Raw genomic sequence first — 21,999 nt, forward strand, 5'->3', positions numbered from 1 at the left:
AACATTTTGTTGTGAATTGTACTAATTTGATATTTTATAGTATTATTTGTCGTGAATTATATATAACAGAATATATTTTATGGATCTATAAAGGAGAATGTAATGAATACTTCCATCGATATACAACACTTGTGTGATCTTGCACATAAAGCATTTAATGCCCCTGTGCATATTTTGTCTACAGACAGAAAAATTTTATATCATTCTACATCTGATAATGTTTGTAGTCCTTTTTATTCTTCAAAAGAAGAACATCTTAGTGATATTTATCAAGAAAACGATCCCTTTAACTTGCCACTTTTTCGAAGCAACAACTATCTTGAAAATTTTGTTCTAATTCATATAGAAAATCATGATGATATTAAAGGGACTATTATAATCGGTCCTACTATACATTCAAAAGATTCAGATGATATGATCATAAAATTTCAGAAAGAATTTAAATCAAATGATAACATTCAAGAAAGACTTGCCTATTATCAGTGTTTATCTGAGATTAAAAAAACTACATTAATTGATATGGGAATTTTATTACATTACATGATTTTCAATGAAAAGTTAGATGTAGATATTGTCTTGGAAAAAAATAAAGTACTAGAGGAAGTTCCTAATAAAATTGTAAAACCTGATTTATATATTTTAAAACGCCGACAAAACAAACCTAAAACGCACAATATGGCATTAGTAAATGATTTCTTTTCGACTATCAAAGAAGGAAATAAAAAAAAGTTAATACAGTATATGTATGCGGTTTCGCAAGAAGATGTTGAACTTATGCTAATAGAGGATCCGCTCAGGAATCAAAAAAACCTTGGAATTATTGCGATTACCTTAGCCACTCGATATGCAATAGAAGGAAATCTGCCACCAGATATTGCTTTTGCCCATAGTATTTTATATATACAAACCCTAGAACAATTAGATAATGTAGAATCTGTAAAGCGATTATCAGGGGACGCTTTACGTACCTTTGCAGATCGTGTGAAAGAATACAATGCAAAAAAGTATTCTTACGCGGTTACTACATGTATAAAACATATTAATAAAAATGTTTACGATGGAATATCTCTGAATGAACTTGCTAATCATTTAGAAATTACGCCTACTTATCTGTCTAAACTATTTAAAAAAGAAATGGGAATTACTTTAAGTGAATATATTCAAAGGGAACGAGTGGAAGAAGCAAAGAAATTATTAACCCTCACTACTTATTCGTTATCAGATATCTGTGCTTGGCTTAACTTTAATGACCAAAGTTATTTTATAAGAGTTTTCAAAAAAATCACTAGCATGACTCCTAGGCAGTACCGTGAAAAATATACAATAATATAAGCTTGTTATTTGCTGTCTCCAATGTAAAGACTTAAACATGGGTGTAAGTATCCCAAAAGATGAAAATACTGGACTTATTACTCTAGAAAGAGTTTGTGATTTGTCTAGAAAAAGAACTTGTATTCAAATAGACGTATGAGATTAACCAGATATTATCTTGTTAGCGGAACAGTTTCAATTTTTAGGAGTTAGAAAAATAATGGAGAAACAAAGTATATCTATTTTTTTAATAACAATCATGTGCTGAATTTATCCCGCTATTTGCCGGGCAGTAAGACCTCCATCTAAAAATTCAGCGAAAGCAAAGAAGTTAGGTGGGGGGCGGGCTGCCCGTAAAAGCCCGATTGGTGTGGGCTAATAATCAGTGGGGATGAACAAAACCCCCACTGATTAAAGTTGCATTTTATCGGTATAGTTCTGAATCAGATAAACTAGTCTGATGTCAGCTCAAACAAATAGCTCTTGAAGACTTTATAAACACATATGTGAGCAAAAGCTCAATGGAAATCTTTGTACCATATTGTTAATTTGAAAAAATACACTAACCGTTATTTTGCTAAAGGAAATAAAAAGACAGAAGGCTGCAAAGTGTTCCAAGGAAGCTTTGCAGCTTTTTTGTAATTCAAAACCTACGTTTATAACGAAGATAAGTTTATAGACTAATATCTTCATATTATATATTTATTAATAATGATATTAGGATGTTTTGTAAAAAATCAACAATATAACATATATTACTAAATATATCTACATTTTATGCAATTATACATAAGTAAATAAAGGTAAAAAAGTATAAAAAGACCTATTATATTATTCTATAAGTATTTTTTCTAAAATAAAATTTCTTGGTTGAGCTAAAATAGTTATTTTTAACCGTATACACATTAATTTGTAATCATTCCAATTACAGAAATGAAATTTACGAATAACTATATTTATATAATTTTTTTCGGTTCATATTTTTATTTAACAGTAAATTATCGAGCTTAATCGACAAAATTTTTCTATTTACGCATTAAAAATTTAATGTTTTAATGAACAACATAACTGGTATGACCAGACAGAAAGGAGAAGGTTACGCTAATAGGAATTATAGTGAAGTTATAAGTAACATTATGTTTTTAATAATTTTCTAAATAGTCAATTTATTCACAAGAGGTCAAGAATCAAATTGGTAATAAACGTGTTCTAAGTTTCTGCATAACAAAAGTGAAGTTATTCCGCAATAAAAGTATAAGCAATGTACAGTATAATTTCATCTTTTGTTGTCTAGTAAGGAGTTTGCTGACAAAACTAAGAGGGATATTATCAAATTGAAATTAAACAATGTTATGACAAGATTAACTGTAAGCATTGGTTTATTGATCCTCACGATTCTGTAAGTTAAACCGCAACTTTAGGAAAGAATTAATAATTTACTACTCATAAGGTGCCTGATTCAAATATAGTTAATAAATTTTTGTTATTTATATTTTAAAAAATAGAGTATCGAAATGAGAGATAAATAAAATCCTTATATCCTATTAGAAGTAAAAAACAACGATATTAACGTATCTGAAAGATTTCTCCTTCTTATCCAGTTTACAAAGAGAGCGGTCGTACAAGTTATATGAATTAAGTTATAAAAACAATGGTAAAGGAGTGTACGGAATGAAAACTAAAATAATGACAGGATTTTTAATAACATCCATTGTAACTGGAGCAACTATTCCTATCAATACTCTCGCAACACCAATCGTTCAAGCAGAAACTCAACAAGAAAACATGGATATTTCTTCATCATTACGAAAATTAGGTGCGCATTCTAAATTAGTCCAAACGTATATTGATCAATCTTTAATGAGTCCTAATGTACAGCTAGAGGAAGTCCCAGCTTTAAATACCAATCAATTCCTAATCAAACAAGATATGAAGGAATGGTCATCGGAACTCTATCCACAGTTAATTCTATTAAATTCAAAAAGTAAAGGATTTGTAACAAAATTTAATAGTTATTACCCGACATTAAAATCGTTTGTAGACAATAAAGAAGATAGAGAAGGGTTTTCGGATAGACTTGAAGTACTTCAAGAAATGGCTATGACGAATCAAGAAAATGCGCAACGACAAATCAATGAATTAACAGATCTTAAATTACAGCTTGATAAAAAATTAAAAGATTTTGATACTAATGTGGCAACTGCGCAAGGCATACTAAGTACAGATGGAACAGGAAAAATAGATCAGTTAAAAAATGAAATATTAAATACCAAAAAAGCAATTCAAAATGATTTACAGCAAATTGCATTAATACCAGGGGCTTTAAATGAACAGGGATTTGCTATATTCAAAGAAGTTTATAGTCTTTCAAAAGAAATTATTGAACCGGCTGCTCAAGCAGGGGTGGCAGCGTATAACAAAGGAAAAGAAATTAACAACTCTATTTTAGAAGCGGAGAAAAAAGCGGCGCAAGAAGCGACAGAACAAGGTAAAACTGCTCTAGAGATTGAAGCAGCAAAAAAAGCAGCTCGTGAAGCAATTGAGAAAAGCAAACAAGGTGAAATAGCAGCCGCAGCCGCAGCAAAAACACAAGAGTATGACCTGATGAAGGTCATTGATACCGAAAAGATTAAGAAAACATTTGGCGTTTTTGCTGAAGTAAATAAATTAACAGCAGAACAGCGAGCATATTTAGATGATTTAGAGAAACAAAATCAAAAAATATATGATTTAACAACGAAATTATCAATAGCTGATTTACAAAAATCAATGCTTCTTCTTACACAAAATGATTTGCATACGTTTGCAAATCAAGTAGATGTAGAACTGGATCTACTAAAGCGCTATAAAGAAGATTTAAATCTAATAAAAAATAGTATTACAAAATTATCCACTAATGTTGATACAACTAACGAGCAGTCTCAAAAAGATACATTAAGACAATTAAAAAATGTAATAAGTTACCTTGAAGAACAAGTATATAAATTTTAATATTGCGTTTTTTGGTAATTCATAAAGATTATAAGCATTTAGCGAAAGAAGGAGAATAGTCATGAAAAAATTTCCATTCAAAGTATTAACTTTAGCTACATTAGCAACAGTTATAACTGCTACTACCGGTAACACTATTCATGCATTTGCACAAGAAACGACCGCTCAAGAACAAAAAGTAGGCAATTATGCATTAGGCCCCGAAGGACTGAAGAAAGCATTAGCTGAAACAGGGTCTCATATTCTAGTAATGGATTTATACGCAAAAACAATGATTAAGCAACCAAATGTAAATTTATCTAATATCGATTTAGGCTCAGAGGGGGGAGAGTTGCTCAAAAATATTCACCTTAATCAAGAGCTGTCACGAATCAATGCGAATTACTGGTTAGATACAGCGAAGCCACAGATTCAAAAAACTGCTCGTAATATTGTAAATTACGATGAACAATTTCAAAATTATTACGACACATTAGTAGAAACTGTACAAAAGAAAGATAAGGCAGGTCTAAAAGAGGGTATAAATGATTTAATTACTACAATCAATACAAATTCAAAAGAAGTTACAGATGTGATTAAGATGCTACAAGACTTCAAAGGGAAACTATATCAAAATTCTACAGATTTTAAAAATAATGTTGGTGGTCCGGATGGGAAAGGTGGATTAACTGCAATATTAGCAGGTCAACAGGCAACGATTCCACAACTTCAAGCTGAAATTGAGCAACTTCGTTCTACTCAGAAAAAACATTTTGATGATGTATTAGCATGGTCAATTGGTGGTGGATTGGGAGCAGCTATTTTAGTTATTGCAGCTATTGGAGGAGCGGTAGTTATTGTTGTAACTGGCGGTACAGCAACACCGGCTGTTGTTGGTGGACTCTCGGCTCTTGGCGCAGCTGGTATCGGTCTAGGAACTGCGGCTGGTGTCACAGCATCTAAGCATATGGATTCCTATAATGAAATTTCTAACAAAATCGGAGAATTAAGTATGAAAGCAGATCGTGCTAATCAAGCAGTTCTTTCGCTTACTAACGCGAAAGAAACATTGGCATATTTATACCAGACTGTAGATCAAGCGATATTGTCTCTAACAAATATTCAAAAGCAATGGAATACAATGGGCGCAAATTATACAGATTTATTGGATAATATCGATTCTATGCAAGACCACAAATTCTCTTTAATACCAGATGATTTAAAAGCCGCTAAAGAAAGTTGGAATGATATTCATAAAGATGCAGAATTCATTTCAAAAGATATTGCTTTTAAACAGGAGTAGAACTGAAATTTAAAACCTAAATTGGAGGAAAATGAAATGATAAAAAAAATCCCTTACAAATTACTCGCTGTATCGACGCTATTAACTATTACAACCGCTAATGTAGTTTCACCAGTAACAACTTTTGCAAGTGAAATTGAACAAACGAATAATGGAGATACGGCTCTTTCTGCAAATGAAGCGAGAATGAAAGAGACCTTGCAAAAGGCTGGATTATTTGCAAAATCTATGAATGCCTATTCTTATATGTTAATTAAGAATCCTGATGTGAATTTTGAGGGAATTTCCATTAATGGATATGTAGATTTACCTGGTAGAATCGTACAAGATCAAAAGAATGCAAGGGCACATGCCGTTACTTGGGATACGAAAGTAAAAAAACAGCTTTTAGATACACTGAATGGTATTGTTGAATACGATACAACATTTGATAATTATTATGAAACAATGATAGAGGCGATTAATACAGGGGATGGAGAAACTTTAAAAGAAGGGATTACAGATTTACGAGGTGAAATTCAACAAAATCAAAAGTATGCACAACAACTAATAGAAGAATTAACTAAATTAAGAGACTCTATTGGACACGATGTTAGAGCATTTGGAAGTAATAAAGAGCTCTTGCAGTCAATTTTAAAAAATCAAGGTGCAGATGTTGATGCCGATCAAAAGCGTCTAGAAGAAGTATTAGGATCAGTAAACTATTATAAACAATTAGAATCTGATGGGTTTAATGTAATGAAGGGTGCTATTTTGGGTCTACCAATAATTGGCGGTATCATAGTGGGAGTAGCAAGGGATAATTTAGGTAAGTTAGAGCCTTTATTAGCAGAATTACGTCAGACCGTGGATTATAAAGTAACCTTAAATCGTGTAGTTGGAGTTGCTTACAGTAATATTAATGAAATGCACAAGGCGCTTGATGATGCTATTAACGCTCTTACTTATATGTCCACGCAGTGGCATGATTTAGATTCTCAATATTCGGGCGTTCTAGGGCATATTGAGAATGCAGCTCAAAAAGCCGATCAAAATAAATTTAAATTCTTAAAACCTAATTTAAATGCAGCGAAAGACAGTTGGAAAACATTACGAACAGATGCTGTTACATTAAAAGAAGGAATAAAGGAATTAAAAGTGGAAACTGTTACTCCACAAAAATAGGGAAATATTAATTCTGTTGTAAAGTGAACTAAAACATAGAAAGTCTATGATTACACTGTTAAACAGAAAAGTAATAATTAATAAATCCTTATATAACAGAAAGGCGGAGTCTCATTAAAGACTTCGCCTTTCAATTATATATAAGTATGATTCGAATAAAAAATAACCTTGTAGTTTAATTGCTTTTTTAAAATTTGCAACAGAATCGGTTAATTTGAAGCAGATTATATACATTTTCTTTAATACTTAATGATTTGAAGGCTGCTAAAGAAAGTTCAAACGATACTGATAAAAGATGTAGAACTCATTTTGAAAGACATCGCTTTTTAATAAGATTAGAACTTGAAACCATACCTTATATAGGAGGAATACGAAATGATGAAAAAAATCCCTCATAAACTACTCGCTGTATCAGCGTTTTTAACTATAACAACTACTTATGCAGTCATACCACTAGAAACTTTTGCAATTGAAATTGAACAAACGAACACTGAAAATATGTCTCTTTCAGCAAATGAAGAACAGATGAAAAAAGCTTTGCAAGATGCTGGTTTATTTGCAAAAGCTATGAATGAATATTCTTATTTGCTAATTAATAATCCAGATGTGAGTTTTGAAGGAATAACTATTAATGGAAATGCAGATTTACCTAGTAAAATTGTACAAGATCAAAAGAATGCAAGAGCACATGCTGTTACATGGAATACACAAGTAAAAAAACAGCTTTTTGATACATTGACAGGCATTATAGAATACAATACAAAATTTGAAAATTATTATGAAACATTAGTAGAGGCGATCAATACTGGAAATGGAGATACTTTAAAAAAAGGGATTACAGATTTACAGGGAGGAATTCAACAAAATCAAAAGTCTGCAAAAGCATTAAAAGAAGAATTAATTCAATTAAAAAATGCTATTGGAGAAGATGTTAGAACATTTGGAAGTCATAAAGAGACATTGCAATCGATTTTAAAAAACCAAGGTGCTGATGTGGAGGCTGACCAAAAGCGTCTAGAGGACCTTTTAGGACAAGTAAAATATCAGAAAGACATAGAATCTAAGGGCTTAGACATGGTGAAAATCCCCTTTATTCCAACCTTGATTGCTGGTGGCATAATGATAGGTGATGCAAGAGGTAAGTTAGGTTGGCTAGAACCTGAATTAGCAAAATTGCGTCAGACTGTAGATTATAAAATAACATTGAATCGTGTAGTTGGAGTTGCATTTCATAATATTAGTGATATGCATAGTATGCTTGATAGTGCTATCACTGCTCTTACTTATATGTCTACGCAATGGGAGGATTTAGATTCTCAATATTCGGGTGTACTGGGACATATTGATAAAGCTGATCAAAAAGCTGATCAAAATAAATATAAATTCTTAACCCCTAGCTTGAATGCAGCGAAAAACAGTTGGAAAACATTAAAAACAGATGTTGTCACTTTGCAAGAAGGGATAAAAATTGCAGAGAAAAAAGAACAGGATTTTTTGAATCAGCTTCGTCCATCAAACGTTTTCTACTTTTATAAAAAAATTCATAACGCATACACTTTTGAAATAAAGACTGGAACAAATGCGCCAAATGCGTCTTATAAAGTTATGAATTTAACTAAAAACACTGTTCATAATATGTGGAGTGGAGGGGCTAATACTAACATGTGGGCTGATTGGCTTTCATTCAATCCAAATGATGAATTTGCGGTAGTAGCAGTAGTGGATGGTAAAGAATATGTTGTGTATAAAGACAAAGTACAAAATATAATGAACTGAATCTGAAAGTAACGAAGTAATTGGAGCTGGAGAATAAACTAGACACCAAGTTAATTGAAAAATTGCAATGGCATATATCTCCTTATATCCTAGAATAATTTGCTCAAGAAAAAGAATTTGTTCAGCGAAAAAGTAAATATTGAACCAAGGAGTTAGTTGTATTATGTGTATGGTTTTACCGAAAGGTTTCAAGTACATTACTCATACAATTATGTAGTTATCCTGAAGCATCTACAGGTGTTCTTATCGACCTTGAAGAACTACTTAGCTTCCTAAGTTGAGTGATTTTATGCAAAATTAAGTGAACGTTTTTGTACATAGATTAGTTGACATTTATATAGTTTTTTTCCATTTTTAAAGATAGTTTTGTTTTTTATGTTATTTTTCAAAAATTACTGCTGAAATTTCTATATTCATCACTCAGCATATAATCATTGTTTGATGAAATGACATACCACGTCCCTTAGAGTTTCAGACATATTACGATAAATTAAAGAAAAAAGATAATAGTAGTCAACGGTTACTATTATCTTTTTTGAACTATTTTTCATTAAAATATCTCATCTGCTGTGCCCCTTATTTACTTTTCTAGATTTTATCCTAGTTTAAAATTTATGTATTTGAACTGTTTATACAATTTGTAGGATTTTTAGCTTTTTTGTCGAATACACTTAATGCAAGGAGGGACATTACATGATTATTAAAGATTATTTCATCAACCTTTCTATTTTTTCTTTATTAGTTAGCGCAGCAATATTTATTCAAGTGTTTACAATTAATTCTAGTCGATATTTTGAAAAGCTCTATGGAGGGATTATTGCAGTTACGTTAATGTTCTTTTCTTTTCCATACATGGGATTTTCCTACGATCTTCGAGTTGTTCCTCTTATTCTATCTTTTATTTACTTTGGTCGTATTGCTGGTTGGATTACGTTAATTAGCATAATTGTAATGCGTATCTTTTACACAGGAGGGTACTGGGAACCTCCTGTGATTGCTTATTTAGGTATGGGGATTCTATTTTCTACCTTTAAAACTTATTTTAAAAAACTACATCCTTTTAAAAGTGCATCGTTATATTTTTCTGTTTTTATTGGAATAAAGTGGCTAGTTGGCGTATTATTTAATACTACATTACTTTACACAGGAGGCTTATTATATATAGCGTTAGGACTTTTAATTGGGCTATTTCTTATGGAAGCCTACCAGAGATTGTATTATTTAACACAGGACTTATCTAAAATGAATCGAGAATTAAAAAAATCGAAGCAAGAACTTGCAGATACCGTACATGAGCTTCAAGGAGGAATTTTTAAATTTAAAAAAGTGGGTAAGCACTTTATACACACTTTATGTGATGGACAGTTTTATTATCAAAACGGATTTTATTCTGAACAGGTGGTAGGAAAAAGCTTACGTACTATTGATGCTTCTATTGTTCCTCCACATTTAGTTCCACAATTGATGAAGTACTATCTTCAGGCATGGGAAGGGAAAGAAATTATATTTGAATTACCTTGGCCAAATGATAAAACTATTATTCTTATTGCGCTTAGGCCGATTAAACGAAATGGACAAGTTATTGAAGTTGTTGGTTCTACAGTTGATATAACCGAAAGGAAAAAGGTAGAATCAGAATTAAGCGCTACCAAAGAATTATTGGAATCATTTATAAAGCACAATCTAGATGCTATTACCATTTCTGATCGAGAAGGGCATATTTTACAAGCGAATAAAGCTTATGAAAAGATATTTGGGTGGTCATCACAAGAAATCATAGGTAAGAGATTACCTTGTGTACCAGATTTTTTAATGGAAGAATCGCTTAAAAATATTCAGAAAATTCTAACAGGTGAATCTGTGGTTACTAGATTAGAAACTGTTAGACAAAGGAGCGATGGGAGTCTTCTTGATGTCAGTCTGACAGTTTCTCCTATACTAGATGTAAGAGGAAATGTGATAGCTTTATCAGCAATATGTAGAGACATCTCTGAAAGAAAACAAGCAGAAAGAGAACGACATCGATTACACCAGCAATTAAGAGATAGTGAAATGAAGTACCGTGCACTAATTGAACAAGCAACTGATGCGGTATATGTAGTAGAGCTGAATGAAGATAATGCTCCAAGTCGATTTATTGAGGTAAACCCTGTTGGGTGTAGAAGATTTGGATATAGTAGAGAAGAGTTGCTCTCATTATCATTTTCAAATGTAGTACCACAAGATTCTCAAATAATCGTAAGGTTATTAGAAAAAATTAAAAAGGGACAAACTTCCTTCACTTTGCAAGATGAATATGTTTTTCCAACAGGAAAAGTAATAACAACTGAGTTTAGTGTTCGTGTTTTTAACTTAAATGGTAAAAAAGTTTTCCTAAGTATTTCTCGTGATATCACTGAACGGCTAAAAACAGAAGAATTATTACGAAAATCTGAAAAACTTGCTGTTGTAGGACAATTAGCGACTGTAATGGCTCATGAGATTAATAATCCATTAACTGCAATGAAAGGGTTCATGCAATTACTAAAATCAACGGAAAATGAAAATAATCAAGGTTATATAAATATAGTATCATCAGAGATTGAGCGTATAGAGAGTATTACAACTGAATTTATGGCGGTAGCCAAACCACAGGTGGTAAAAATAAAACCTAATGATATTAGTGTGCTAATGGATCAAGTTTTAATGCTACTACAACCTCAAGCAATGATGAATAATATAAAAATTAGAATCGATCTTAACCCTGGTATTCCATTGATTTCATGTGAAGGAAATCAATTAAAGCAAGTATTTGTTAATATATTAAAAAATGCAATTGAATCTATGCCGATGGGAGGAGAAATTCTCATTCAATTAAATATACTTGATAATAATCAAGTAAGTATTCGTTTTATCGATCAAGGGTGTGGGATTCCAAAAGAACGTATACCATACCTCGGAGAACCTTTTTATAGTATTAAAGAAGAGGGGATTGGCTTAGGGTTAATGATCTGTTATAAAATCATTGAAACACATCAGGGAAAGGTATTTATTGAGAGTGAAGTGAATAAGGGAACTACAGTTGAAGTCACTCTCCCTATTTGTACACTTCAAAATTAATATGTTCTTTTACTGAAATTTTTTAAGAAACCATACAGAATGTAATGATAATGTTACTTAATGAAATAATAAAGAGAAGAACACTGGTAAATGTACCCTATAGAATAGACACTTGAAAAAGCCTGTTATAAAAACATCCTTTCTTTAGAACCAAAAGAAAGGATGTTTTTAATATTGTAATTTTTCTTGGGGATATTTAAAATTTTTACTTGTAATACATTTTTTAACTAATTTTGGTTAAGTTAGTTAAAAAGGCATTATTTTTAATGAGCATATTGACATATAAATATCCCTCATTTTTAAAATAGAAATTTCTAAAAACTATATATAGGTTCTTTTTGAAAGGAAGGGTATTATCAATTGAAACCACATGAAAAAGTACCTGTTCACTCTATAAAATCTTTGCAGGAATTAATGCAATTACTAAAAAAATCTAAAGATTTTATAACGTTGGAGATCGCTTCAAACAAATCCTCTATAGTCATTTCATATTTTAGAACCTTAATCGATGTAAATATATTTCATGAAGAGGTTTTAACTTATATAAAAGAGAAGAGCTGCGATTCATTACAAGATATTCGGTCTGTCTTACCCTTTGAAAATTCAAAAATAACAAATCAAATTGAAGATATTCAGGATAGTATTTTAAATGGCTATATACTTATTCAGTTCGATACAGATAAACTAAATTGTTTGTTAGTAAATGTGTCAAAGAAAGAAAAAAGGGATATTACAAAAGCTGAAATTGAATACAATATTGTGGGTCCGCAAATCGCATTTGTCGAAGATTTAGATGTAAATTTAAATTTAGTACGTAGAAAGCTCCCAACACCTTATTTACAAATGAAGGAATTGAAAGTAGGCTCTCTCTCTAACACAACTGTTGCGATTGTATTTATTGAGGGAATTGTAAATGATCAAAATCTACAAGAAATTATAAAAAGGGTAAGTCAAATAAAAACAGACCATGTTTTGGATAGTACTTATTTGATGCAGTTAATTGCAGACAACCCAAATTCTATATTCCCTCAATTTTTGAATACAGAACGTCCGGACCGTGTGGCAGCTGTATTAGCAGAAGGGAAAATTGCACTTTTTGTAGATGGCTCGCCTTATGCCATCACTCTTCCAACAACATTAATTGATTTTTTTTCTACGACAGAAGATTACACCATGCCTTGGATTATAGCCTCTTTTTTTCGTCTATTAAGGCTTTTTGCTTTTATATTTTCTGTCTTAACGACGCCATTATATGTCTCGATCTTAACATATCATTACGAGCTTATCCCAAAAGAACTTCTTGAAACGTTAATCATATCGAGAAGTAAAGTACCTTTTCCTCCATTAATTGAAGCACTTTTTTTAGAAATAACGATTGAATTACTGAGAGAAGCAGGGGCACGTTTACCAACTAAAGTGGGTTTAACTGTCGGTATCGTAGGTGGTATTGTAATTGGACAAGCATCGGTAGAAGCAAGTCTTACAAGTAACGTACTTATTATCATTGTTGCACTTTCAGCTCTTAGTTCATTTACAGCACCAATATATCGAATTGGTAATACAATTCGAGTAATTCGTTTTCCTTTTATAATATCTGCACACCTATTGGGCTTATTAGGAATTGTTTTAACAAGTTCTTTCCTTTTAGTACGCTTATTACGTACAGAATCATTAAGACGTCCTTATTTGTTCCCTTTTTATCCTACACGTCCTACAGATTGGAAAGACAGCATTATACGTATGCCAATCTCAGCGATGTTTCGACGTCCTATTTTTTCAAGGTCTAAACAGCGTTTTCGCTTTAATCCAGAAGAGGTAGAGAAAAATAAAATCATATCACGAAATGATTTTGATGATTGAATTTAACAGGGAGGAGCATTATGAAACAGATCCCAATTGAGTATCAAGTCTCGCCATATATGGTATTTTTTTTAATTATTACTATACAGTTGGGAGTTGGTATGCTTGGTTTTGAAAGGATTAGTGCAAAATTAGTTGGAAATGATGCGTGGATTAGCACGCTACTTTTTGGAATATCTGTTAATGTTATGATTTGGATCATATATCAGATTTTAAATCAGGGTAATGGAGACATCATTGCAATCAATCAAAACGTACTTGGAAAATGGATTGGTGGATTGCTCAACTTCATTTTTTTATCTTATATTGTATTGTTAGGTGCAACAACACTACATACTTATATCGAAGTAGTACATGTTTGGATGTTTCCTTCAATTTCATCTTGGGTTATAGCAGGGGCTTTTTTGGGTCTATGTTATTACATTGTTACTGGAGGATTTCGTGTAGTTGCCGGAATCGGCTTCTTTGGAATCGTTATCCCAAGCATTCTAATCTTCACATTTTTTTATCCTTTGCAGTATGCAGATTTCCAGAATTTATTTCCAATTGCACAGCATTCATTCCTAGAAATTATGAAAGGAATGAAAGGAAATATGTTTAGTTTTTTTGGATTTGAAATGTTATTGCTGTACTACCCATTTATTAAAAAGGCAAAAACGTCTCAAAAATATGCGCACTATGCAAATTTAGTAACGACTATTGTCTACACATACCTTATGATTTTAACTCTTGCATTTTTTAGTGAAAAACAACTAGCGAGTGCGATATGGGCATATTTAAGCATGATTAAAATTATACAATTTCCCTTTATAGAGCGGTTTGAATACATTATTGTTTCTGTTTGGGCTTTTTTTATATTACCCAATGTTTCCTTTACATTATGGGGAGTAAGTCGTGGTATAAAAGAGGCACTGGGAATAAAGCAAAAATATGTTTTGCCAGTTATCATCCTATTCATCTTTGTTTTATCATTTTTCTTGAATAATCGTAATAAAATTAACTTATTAAATACTTGGACAGGTCAAATGGGCTTTGTATATATATATGTATACCTACCTGTACTATGGCTAATTCAAACGGCCAAAATAAAGTTAAGGAGATAAACATGAAGCGATGGATACTTTTCCTTATATTAAGTGTCTTCTTAATAGGTTGTGCTAAAACGAAAATTGTGGATGACATTGACTTAGTTCAAGTTGCGGCATATGATACCGAAGCAGAAGGTAAGCTAAAAGGAACCTTTGCGATTTCAGCTTATAAAGGAGGCGGGGAAGGTGAAACAAAAATCTATTCAGCATCAGGCCAGACTGGTAGAGAAGTTCTTGCAAGAGCATCCGAAAAATCTTCTGGACCTCTAGAGTTGGGGCAATTGCGTGTTATTATATTTAATGAAAAAATAATTGAAAAGGGAATGCAGGAAATTTTAGAGACTTTGAACCGAAATCCTAGTGTAGGAAATGCAATTTATTTAGCAATTACAAATGTAAAAGGGGAATCACTATTAAAGGGGAACTATTCTAAAGAAAAAGAAATTGCTTCCTATCTATCCTCTTTACTGGAGCAAAATATGGACAATGGAACGCAGCCCAAAACAAATTTTTTTATGTTTTTAAACCAACTTAATGATGATGCGAGAGATTCCTATTTACCGATAATATCTAAAAAAGGTAACGTGTTGGAGTTAGATGGAATAGCACTTTTTAAAAGATGTAAAATGGTTGATAAAGTGAACCCTAAAGATTTATTTGTATTTAAATTGTTGACAGATAATTTTAAACAAGGTACATACCAATTCAAACTACCTGGTTCTTCAAATACTTACGCTACGATAGAGAATATAAAAGCTAGAACAAAATATAAGATGGAGGGGAATAGTAAGCATCCATTCGTAAATGCTCATATTCAAGTTAAAGCTGAAATTCAAGAATTTACAAAAACAAAAAATCTAGATAATCCTAAAGAAATAAAAAAATTAGAAAAAATTATGGAAAAAGAAATAGAAAAAAAAGCAACTACATTGATAAAGAGATTTATTAAAAAAGACACAGATCCTATAGGACTTAGAAAGCTTGGTAGAACTCACGTAAGAAAATGGAACAGTCAAGAATGGGAAGAATCCTATAAACATTTACGTTTTCGTGTAACAGCTGATGTAAAAGTAACCCAATCTGGTGTTACAGAATAAATAAATCAAATAAGATATGGAAAATTTCAATAAAAAAATATAGTCTCGCAGGAGATTAGGGAGAAGAGAAACTATTAACAAAGCATTTCATAAACATTAAGATGCTTTGTTAATAGTTTTTATACTTTTATAGCCATATCACTAATATGGGGTATAGAATTCCAGAAGGCTGGCGGATATGTGGTGAAAATGTGTATGCTTGTCATAGTATTCACTATATAGCACTGACGTCCTATTTTTATGTCTTTTCAATATGGAATGAGAAAAATGAATGTTTATCGTGGGATGCAACAGTTGCATGGTGTAAAAAGTTAGGCCTTGCACACGTTCCATTGTTATATCGGGGCCCTTATAACGAAAAGGTAATTTATTCCATTTTAACTTGGTGAACGGTAGAGAAAATACAATGAATTGTAAATGAAATCTGTACGGGAATCTAGTACCGTATAGTACAGTGCATATGAAAAACTCCTCAATGCTATCTCTCAAAAAATAATAATTCTCGGCTTTATAAACTGTATTTTCAAAAATATTGCGAGCTTGTAAGAAAGATGAAAGGTAATTCAATATGAGATAAACAACTTTACTACTACAATGAAAAACAGAATCATTCTTAAAAATCATGAGATACGATATCAAGTTATTTGCGTGTTTAATTCATTTTACTAAATATTCCAGTTTCAATAAGGAAAGTCGAATCAGACTATTAACGAATGGTATATTATTCGTATTTTGGAAAAGTCAAAATGAAGACAAGTATCTTCTATCAAATCTCATTCTTGGTGTATACATTTGAAGGGAATTTCTCATATGAAATTAGTAAAAGTAAAAGATCTTAGTTAGGAGAAGGATGATAATGTTAACAAATTCTATGGGAAGGTGAAGAAACAAGGTAGCGTAGGCCTAATCATTAGGGGGCAGACGCCTCTCTTTTTTTATGTCGCAAATAGCATTAATTCGTTAATTAATTTATATGAGATTATCTTAAATAAGTTAGTTAAGAAAGAAAAATAAAAGTGAGTAAAAAGATAAAAATACACAGGTACGTAAAAAATAAGGAAGTTGTATTTGCAAGTGTTTTAGTTGGGTGTGATATCAATTGTATTGGTAAAGGTGAATATTACGTTTAAATTGCCATGGATGGAAAAGGAGGAGTTTCAAAATCTATGGATGGTAAAGTGACGCGAAAGGAGTATGAATATACATTATCGGGTTTTGATAAGGAAGGTAAAGAAAAAGAGTTAGAATTTATTGCACAAAAGAATCTTCGTAAAGAAGCATTCCTACGTGTATATTATTCAGATAAAAAGGTGTAACAGCTTGGGAGGAAGTGCAGGAAGACGAGCTCCCGAAGAAAGCAAAAGAAAAACTAGGTGTGAAATAATCATTTATTTGTGATGGTGGATTCTTCTAGGTTGAGGGTCCGCCGTTTTTTATTATATGTTATGTTGTAGTTTTTATATAAAGCATATTGAAAAGATAGGTTAAATCTTCTGGAATAATATCTCCATAATTAATAACTTGTACAATAACCTTTCAATTATCACTAAATCCATTCATATCAACAAGTTGTGCCATATATCCGTTTGTAGCAATATCTTTTAAAGTACGCTAAAAATACCTTTTATTTTATCTTATCTTTATCTTATCTTTACCTTATCTTTAAATTTTTATATTAAACTTGAAACCTTAAAGTATTGATGTATGAGTCTAAAAAGGGCGGGAGATAGGTGTTCATTACATAGTTTGTATATAACCAATTACCTTTGAAAAATTGAATTTCTTATACGAGGAGGAATATATGAAGGATACAAGTAAAAATCAAATTATAAAAGCGTTCCTTATTAGTATTTTAGGCTTAGGAACAATACTTGGAATGCTATATTTTAATCATAAAACCAATATTCAACAAAATAAAGCGCAAGCCACCGAAAAACGTGTATTGCAATATGAGTCTACCTTAAAAAAAGAATTAGAAAAATATAATTTAGGAGAGAAAACACCAATTTTATTAGGAATTATGTATCAAGAGAGTAGAGGTGAGGGAAACGACCCTATGCAGTCATCCGAATCACTTGGATTAAAGCCAAATGAAATTCAAGAGACAAGCTTGAGCATTAAACAAGGGGTAAAGCACTTTGCTAAAATGTACAAATATGGAACGGACAAAGATGTTAGCATAGATACAATTATTCAAAGTTATAATATGGGGCCAGGGTATATTGATTTTATTGCTAGTCAAGAAGTTAAACAACACTCGGAGGATTCGGCCAAAAAATTTTCTAAGATGAAAGTTGATCAAAATCCAGCGATGTATACTTGTGGTGAAAATAAAAATAATTTTAGGTATCCATATTGTTATGGTGATTTCACATATGCCACAAAGGTAAATGAAAAAACAAAACTTATTGAAGAACTTCTTCGAAATGTACATAGCTTTTCTAAATAAGTTGCAGAATGAAATATAATGATACCATCAGTTATTAACAATAATATCTAAGAAAAAACTACTTTCTTTCTTAGTTCGCATAATTTTCAAAAACAAATCCCGTGGATGTTAATATTTGTTATATAATATATTTGTCAAAGCATTACCCCTAAAGTTTCTAAATTCAAGCTGTAAGATAGTTTGTTTGGCCCGTATTTTCACCTTGAAAGTGGAGTTTAAATATAGTTGCAATTTTTTTAGGGGGAAAAGTAAATGTTTATAAAAACAGAAAGATTATTAATACGAAAATTTGAGTTCAAAGATTGGCAAGCTGTTCATGAGTATACATCAGATATCAATGTTATGAAATACATACCTGAAGGGGTCTTTACTGAAGAAAATACAAGAAACTTTGTGAATGAAAACATTGGTGAAAACGCTAAAAACTTTCCTGTAGTATTAATTGATAAAGATATTCTGATTGGCCATATAGTTTTTCATAAATATTTTGGTGAGCATACATATGAGATTGGTTGGGTGTTCAATCCTAAATATTTCAATAAAGGATATGCTTCTGAAGCAGCAAAAGCTACTTTGAAATATGGCTTTAAGGAAATGAAATTACATAGGATTATAGCTACATGTCAGCCACAAAATACCCCATCATATCGAATAATGGAGAAGATTGGAATGAGAAGAGAAGGCTATTTCAGGAAGTGTATACCACATGGGAATGAATGGTGGGATGAATATTATTACGCTATTTTAGAAGAAGAGTAGTGCCTTGGAACGCATCATTTAAATTGACACTCCTATTCTTAAATAGGCAAGTTGGCTATCTTTATTGGGGATCCTTGCTACTAAAGGCGAACTTTATTTCCGGTATCGCTGACGTGCAAAACTTTGTATAATCTGATCTTATCTCTAAATCACAACTGTTACCCCCATCACCATCAAGTTAAAGTTTCATTTTATTTTGCTAACTTGATGGTGATGTGACGTAACCTTAATTATTTAAAAATTGAAAAAAGTTCCCTTAGTCATGTTAAAGGGACCTTGATCACGCAAATGATATGTAAGCCAATTCATTTTTGATATACAGATTATTTGTATGATAATTTTTATAAATAATTGCTAAATAGTGAATTTACATAAATGCTTTTAGAAGTTCTTGAATTAATGGGATTGCTCCACCTATAAATTTTAAAACTGCCATTGCGATTTCCATATTATTCTCTCCTCTTTTTCGTATTAAGATGTGATAAATCTTTATAACCTCATCATAGTAAGCGCTTATAATCATAACAATACATTTTCGTATGCAATATTGCATATTTATACATTGGATCTCTATTATTCATTTTTTAATGGTACTATAGCGAGGTGAGAGTCTTTAAGAGTTCTCCTTAATAGGAGGAAATATGGAAAGAGTGTAAGCGATTTACAGTAATCAAAAATTTAAGAGTTGGGTTAAACAGGTATTAGCTGTAGGAGGAGTAATAGGGGGCTGTTATTTGGTGTTATATGTTTTCTGTTTCTTAGTTATCATGTAAATATTATACAACTAAACTAGTAGAGTCTTGCCTAGAGAGGTAAGGCTCTTTTATTGTAGTACCTGGAGATGAGCAAACTACATACAATATCTCTCAGGTTTTTCAGATCACTTTGTATAATTCCTTGTTTAGAACACTAATTTCTATTATTGAAACTAAATAAACATCTATTTAAAAGTTTCAATTTATATTGAAAACAGAATTCCATTGATAAAAAATATGTTTTTACTAGATACATATTAAAAAGACAAGCATAAATTATATTAGATTTTGGCAAAGTCTTTTTGACTTGGAAAAGGATTTAAATCTTACTTATAGATTTGATTCCTTTTTATATACTATAATCATTATATTTCTACGTAAATATAATACATTAATAATGATTTAAAAGCAAGAATTTTAGTAGCGGTACGTTCACACATCCATCAACTTAAGATTTTAAAGTAGCTCTTAAACAAAAAAATTCTTTTTTTAATTGATTAATTAATAGTAAACAAGGAAGGTTGGCAAATTAACAACTAAAGAGATTTCTTCAGGTAAGCTAATAAGTAATCTATCAAAAAGTCCTTTACAAAATTTATACCTAAGTCAATTATAAGATCATGTAAATTTAAAATAATGTAAATATTATACATTTTTGTAAAAGGCACTCATTGACACTTGTGTATATAAGTAACTATACTCGTTACATCAAATTGAATGTGTGATAATACGATTTTATTATTATTACAAACATGTAAATATAAAAATAGAAAATCCCAATTTGATAAATACAATGGTAGAGGTGTTTATTTTAATGAAGCACAAATTAATTGCAACAGGTATCCTTGCAGGATCTATATTATCCTATTCTTCTAATATTTTAGCAGATACTCATACATTCCCTGATGTTCCTGTATGGGCCGATAAATCTGTTAATTATTTAGTTGATAAACAGGTATTGAATGGTTATCCAGATGGAACTTTTGGTTCAAATGACTCATTGGACAGAGCTTCGGCTACAAAAATTATGACAAAAGTTTTAGGGATACAAATTGATCCTAATGCAAAACCATCTTTTACTGATTCACAAAATCACTGGGCTACTCCTTATATTGCTGCTGCTGAAAGAGCTGGTATTGTTAAGGGTGAAGGTAATGGAATCTTCAATCCATCTGGAAAAGTAACTCGCGCTGCTATGGCTACGATGTTAGTAAATGCATATAAACTACAAAGCACAGCAAATCATAACGAGCAGGTTAGATTTGTAGATTTAAAAGGGCATTGGGGAGAAAAATACGCCAATATTTTAATAGATTTAAAAATCTCTAATGGTACCGAGAACGGTTGGCAACCAAATAGATTTATAACACGTGCTGAAGCTGCTCAACTTACTGCAAAAACAGATATGTTACAACAAAATTTAAACGATGAAAAAGAGATTATTACTGCTACCTCATATGAAGATTTAAATTTAACAGTGGCTTCGAAAATTACAGCTCAAGAGATTGATAGTTTTATTGCGAAATATCATTCGGATAGTCCTTTAGTTGGCCATGGGCAAGATTTTATCAATGCGCAAAATCAATATGGTGTGAGTGCTCATTATTTAGCAGCGCATGCGATTTTAGAATCTGGATACGGAAAATCAGAAATCGCATATCAAAAACATAATCTATTCGGTCTACGTGCATATGATGGAGATCCGTTTAAATATGCGAAATATTTACCAAGCTACGGCGATAGCATTGCTTATAATGCTAATTATGTACGAGAAAGATATTTGGAAGAAAGCGGTATGTATTATAACGGGCCAACATTAACTGGCATGAACGTGAAATATGCATCAGATAAAGGCTGGGCTAAGAAAATTGCAGGCATTATGGAACGTATTAAACCGTTTCGTGTAGAAGACTATACATATGCAAAAAAATTACCAAAGAATCCTGAAACATTAGATGTCGACGCGTTATCTAATGAAATTCCATATAAAATGTATGCAGACGATTCAAGCTCAAATGTTGTATCATCAGCTACTTACTATCAGGTACCTTATCCATTTAATTTAAAAATTAAAAGTAGACCAGATGTAGCTGTCGAGGAGAATAAAGTTGGTACAGTAACTCCTGGAACAACCATCTTTATTTATCGTGAAGATCCAAATGGATGGGTAGAATTCTCTTTTGAAGCGAATGGAGAAAAATACTGGACATTAAAAAGTAAATTAAGTATGTAATTAAAAAGATCTATTTCACTAGTTTTAATCTCATATAATTGAGAGACAAGTTTTTTACTTTCTTAAAATAAAGTTATGTATACAAGAAAAGTTAGAGAATTATTTTCTCTAACTTTTCTTCGCTAGTATTTGAAA

The 21,999-nt window shown here is 31.4% G+C and carries 13 protein-coding genes and 2 pseudogenes; 14 read left to right on the forward strand and 1 reads right to left on the reverse strand.

Annotation, left to right across the window (positions count from 1 at the left end; all coding sequences use genetic code 11):
- The first annotated feature begins 102 nt into the window (after positions 1-102).
- From AC1Q8M_RS08300 to AC1Q8M_RS08360, 13 genes and pseudogenes are all read left to right on the forward strand, one after another.
- A complete protein-coding gene (locus AC1Q8M_RS08300; RefSeq protein ID WP_087948663.1) occupies positions 103-1,332 on the forward strand; it encodes a helix-turn-helix domain-containing protein in 1,230 nt (409 codons plus the stop codon).
- A gap of 1,650 nt (positions 1,333-2,982) precedes the next feature.
- The gene (gene hblC / locus AC1Q8M_RS08305) at positions 2,983-4,302 is read left to right on the forward strand and encodes a hemolytic enterotoxin HBL lytic component L2 (protein WP_000850227.1); all 1,320 of its coding nucleotides are present in this window, start codon (positions 2,983-2,985) and stop codon (positions 4,300-4,302) included.
- A 61-nt stretch (positions 4,303-4,363) separates the two neighbouring features.
- Positions 4,364-5,584 carry a hemolytic enterotoxin HBL lytic component L1 gene (gene hblD / locus AC1Q8M_RS08310; protein WP_000714435.1) on the forward strand — a complete coding sequence of 407 codons (1,221 nt, stop codon included), beginning with the start codon at positions 4,364-4,366 and terminating at the stop codon, positions 5,582-5,584.
- A gap of 36 nt (positions 5,585-5,620) precedes the next feature.
- Positions 5,621-6,748 carry a hemolysin BL binding component B gene (hblA, locus tag AC1Q8M_RS08315; protein ID WP_098400619.1) on the forward strand — a complete coding sequence of 376 codons (1,128 nt, stop codon included), beginning with the start codon at positions 5,621-5,623 and terminating at the stop codon, positions 6,746-6,748.
- A gap of 375 nt (positions 6,749-7,123) precedes the next feature.
- Positions 7,124-8,524: a hemolysin BL regulatory component HblB gene (hblB, locus tag AC1Q8M_RS08320; protein ID WP_095690898.1), complete on the forward strand. Its 1,401-nt coding sequence runs from the start codon at positions 7,124-7,126 to the stop codon at positions 8,522-8,524.
- Between the two features lie 693 nt (positions 8,525-9,217).
- Positions 9,218-11,623, forward strand: a complete 2,406-nt coding sequence (locus tag AC1Q8M_RS08325; protein ID WP_097822252.1) for a PAS domain S-box protein — start codon at positions 9,218-9,220, stop codon at positions 11,621-11,623.
- A gap of 360 nt (positions 11,624-11,983) precedes the next feature.
- Complete coding sequence (locus tag AC1Q8M_RS08330) at positions 11,984-13,483, forward strand: spore germination protein (protein ID WP_000802290.1); 1,500 nt, start codon at positions 11,984-11,986, stop codon at positions 13,481-13,483.
- Positions 13,484-13,503: 20 nt separating this feature from the next.
- A complete protein-coding gene (locus AC1Q8M_RS08335; RefSeq protein ID WP_000809694.1) occupies positions 13,504-14,586 on the forward strand; it encodes a GerAB/ArcD/ProY family transporter in 1,083 nt (360 codons plus the stop codon).
- A gap of 2 nt (positions 14,587-14,588) precedes the next feature.
- Complete coding sequence (locus AC1Q8M_RS08340; protein ID WP_097822253.1) at positions 14,589-15,668, forward strand: Ger(x)C family spore germination protein; 1,080 nt, start codon at positions 14,589-14,591, stop codon at positions 15,666-15,668.
- Between the two features lie 143 nt (positions 15,669-15,811).
- Positions 15,812-16,042 (forward strand): annotated as a pseudogene (locus tag AC1Q8M_RS08345) (RNA ligase family protein); the annotation flags it as partial.
- Positions 16,043-16,804: 762 nt separating this feature from the next.
- Positions 16,805-17,052, forward strand: a pseudogene (locus AC1Q8M_RS08350) (YxeA family protein).
- Between the two features lie 417 nt (positions 17,053-17,469).
- Positions 17,470-18,117, forward strand: a complete 648-nt coding sequence (locus AC1Q8M_RS08355) for a lysozyme family protein (RefSeq protein ID WP_016512821.1) — start codon at positions 17,470-17,472, stop codon at positions 18,115-18,117.
- Positions 18,118-18,369: 252 nt separating this feature from the next.
- On the forward strand, positions 18,370-18,876 hold the full coding sequence (locus AC1Q8M_RS08360) for a GNAT family N-acetyltransferase (protein WP_098855379.1): 507 nt from the start codon (positions 18,370-18,372) through the stop codon (positions 18,874-18,876).
- 367 nt (positions 18,877-19,243) lie between these two features.
- On the opposite strand, the gene AC1Q8M_RS08365 is transcribed toward AC1Q8M_RS08360, so the two are convergent.
- Positions 19,244-19,429: a hypothetical protein gene (locus AC1Q8M_RS08365; protein ID WP_097822254.1), complete on the reverse strand. Its 186-nt coding sequence runs from the start codon at positions 19,427-19,429 to the stop codon at positions 19,244-19,246.
- 1,016 nt (positions 19,430-20,445) lie between these two features.
- Here AC1Q8M_RS08365 and AC1Q8M_RS08370 point away from each other — a divergent pair.
- Positions 20,446-21,864 carry an S-layer homology domain-containing protein gene (locus tag AC1Q8M_RS08370; RefSeq protein ID WP_025118711.1) on the forward strand — a complete coding sequence of 473 codons (1,419 nt, stop codon included), beginning with the start codon at positions 20,446-20,448 and terminating at the stop codon, positions 21,862-21,864.
- Positions 21,865-21,999 lie beyond the last annotated feature (135 nt).

Source organism: Bacillus sp. GW823-FHT06A10 (assembly GCF_058795375.1).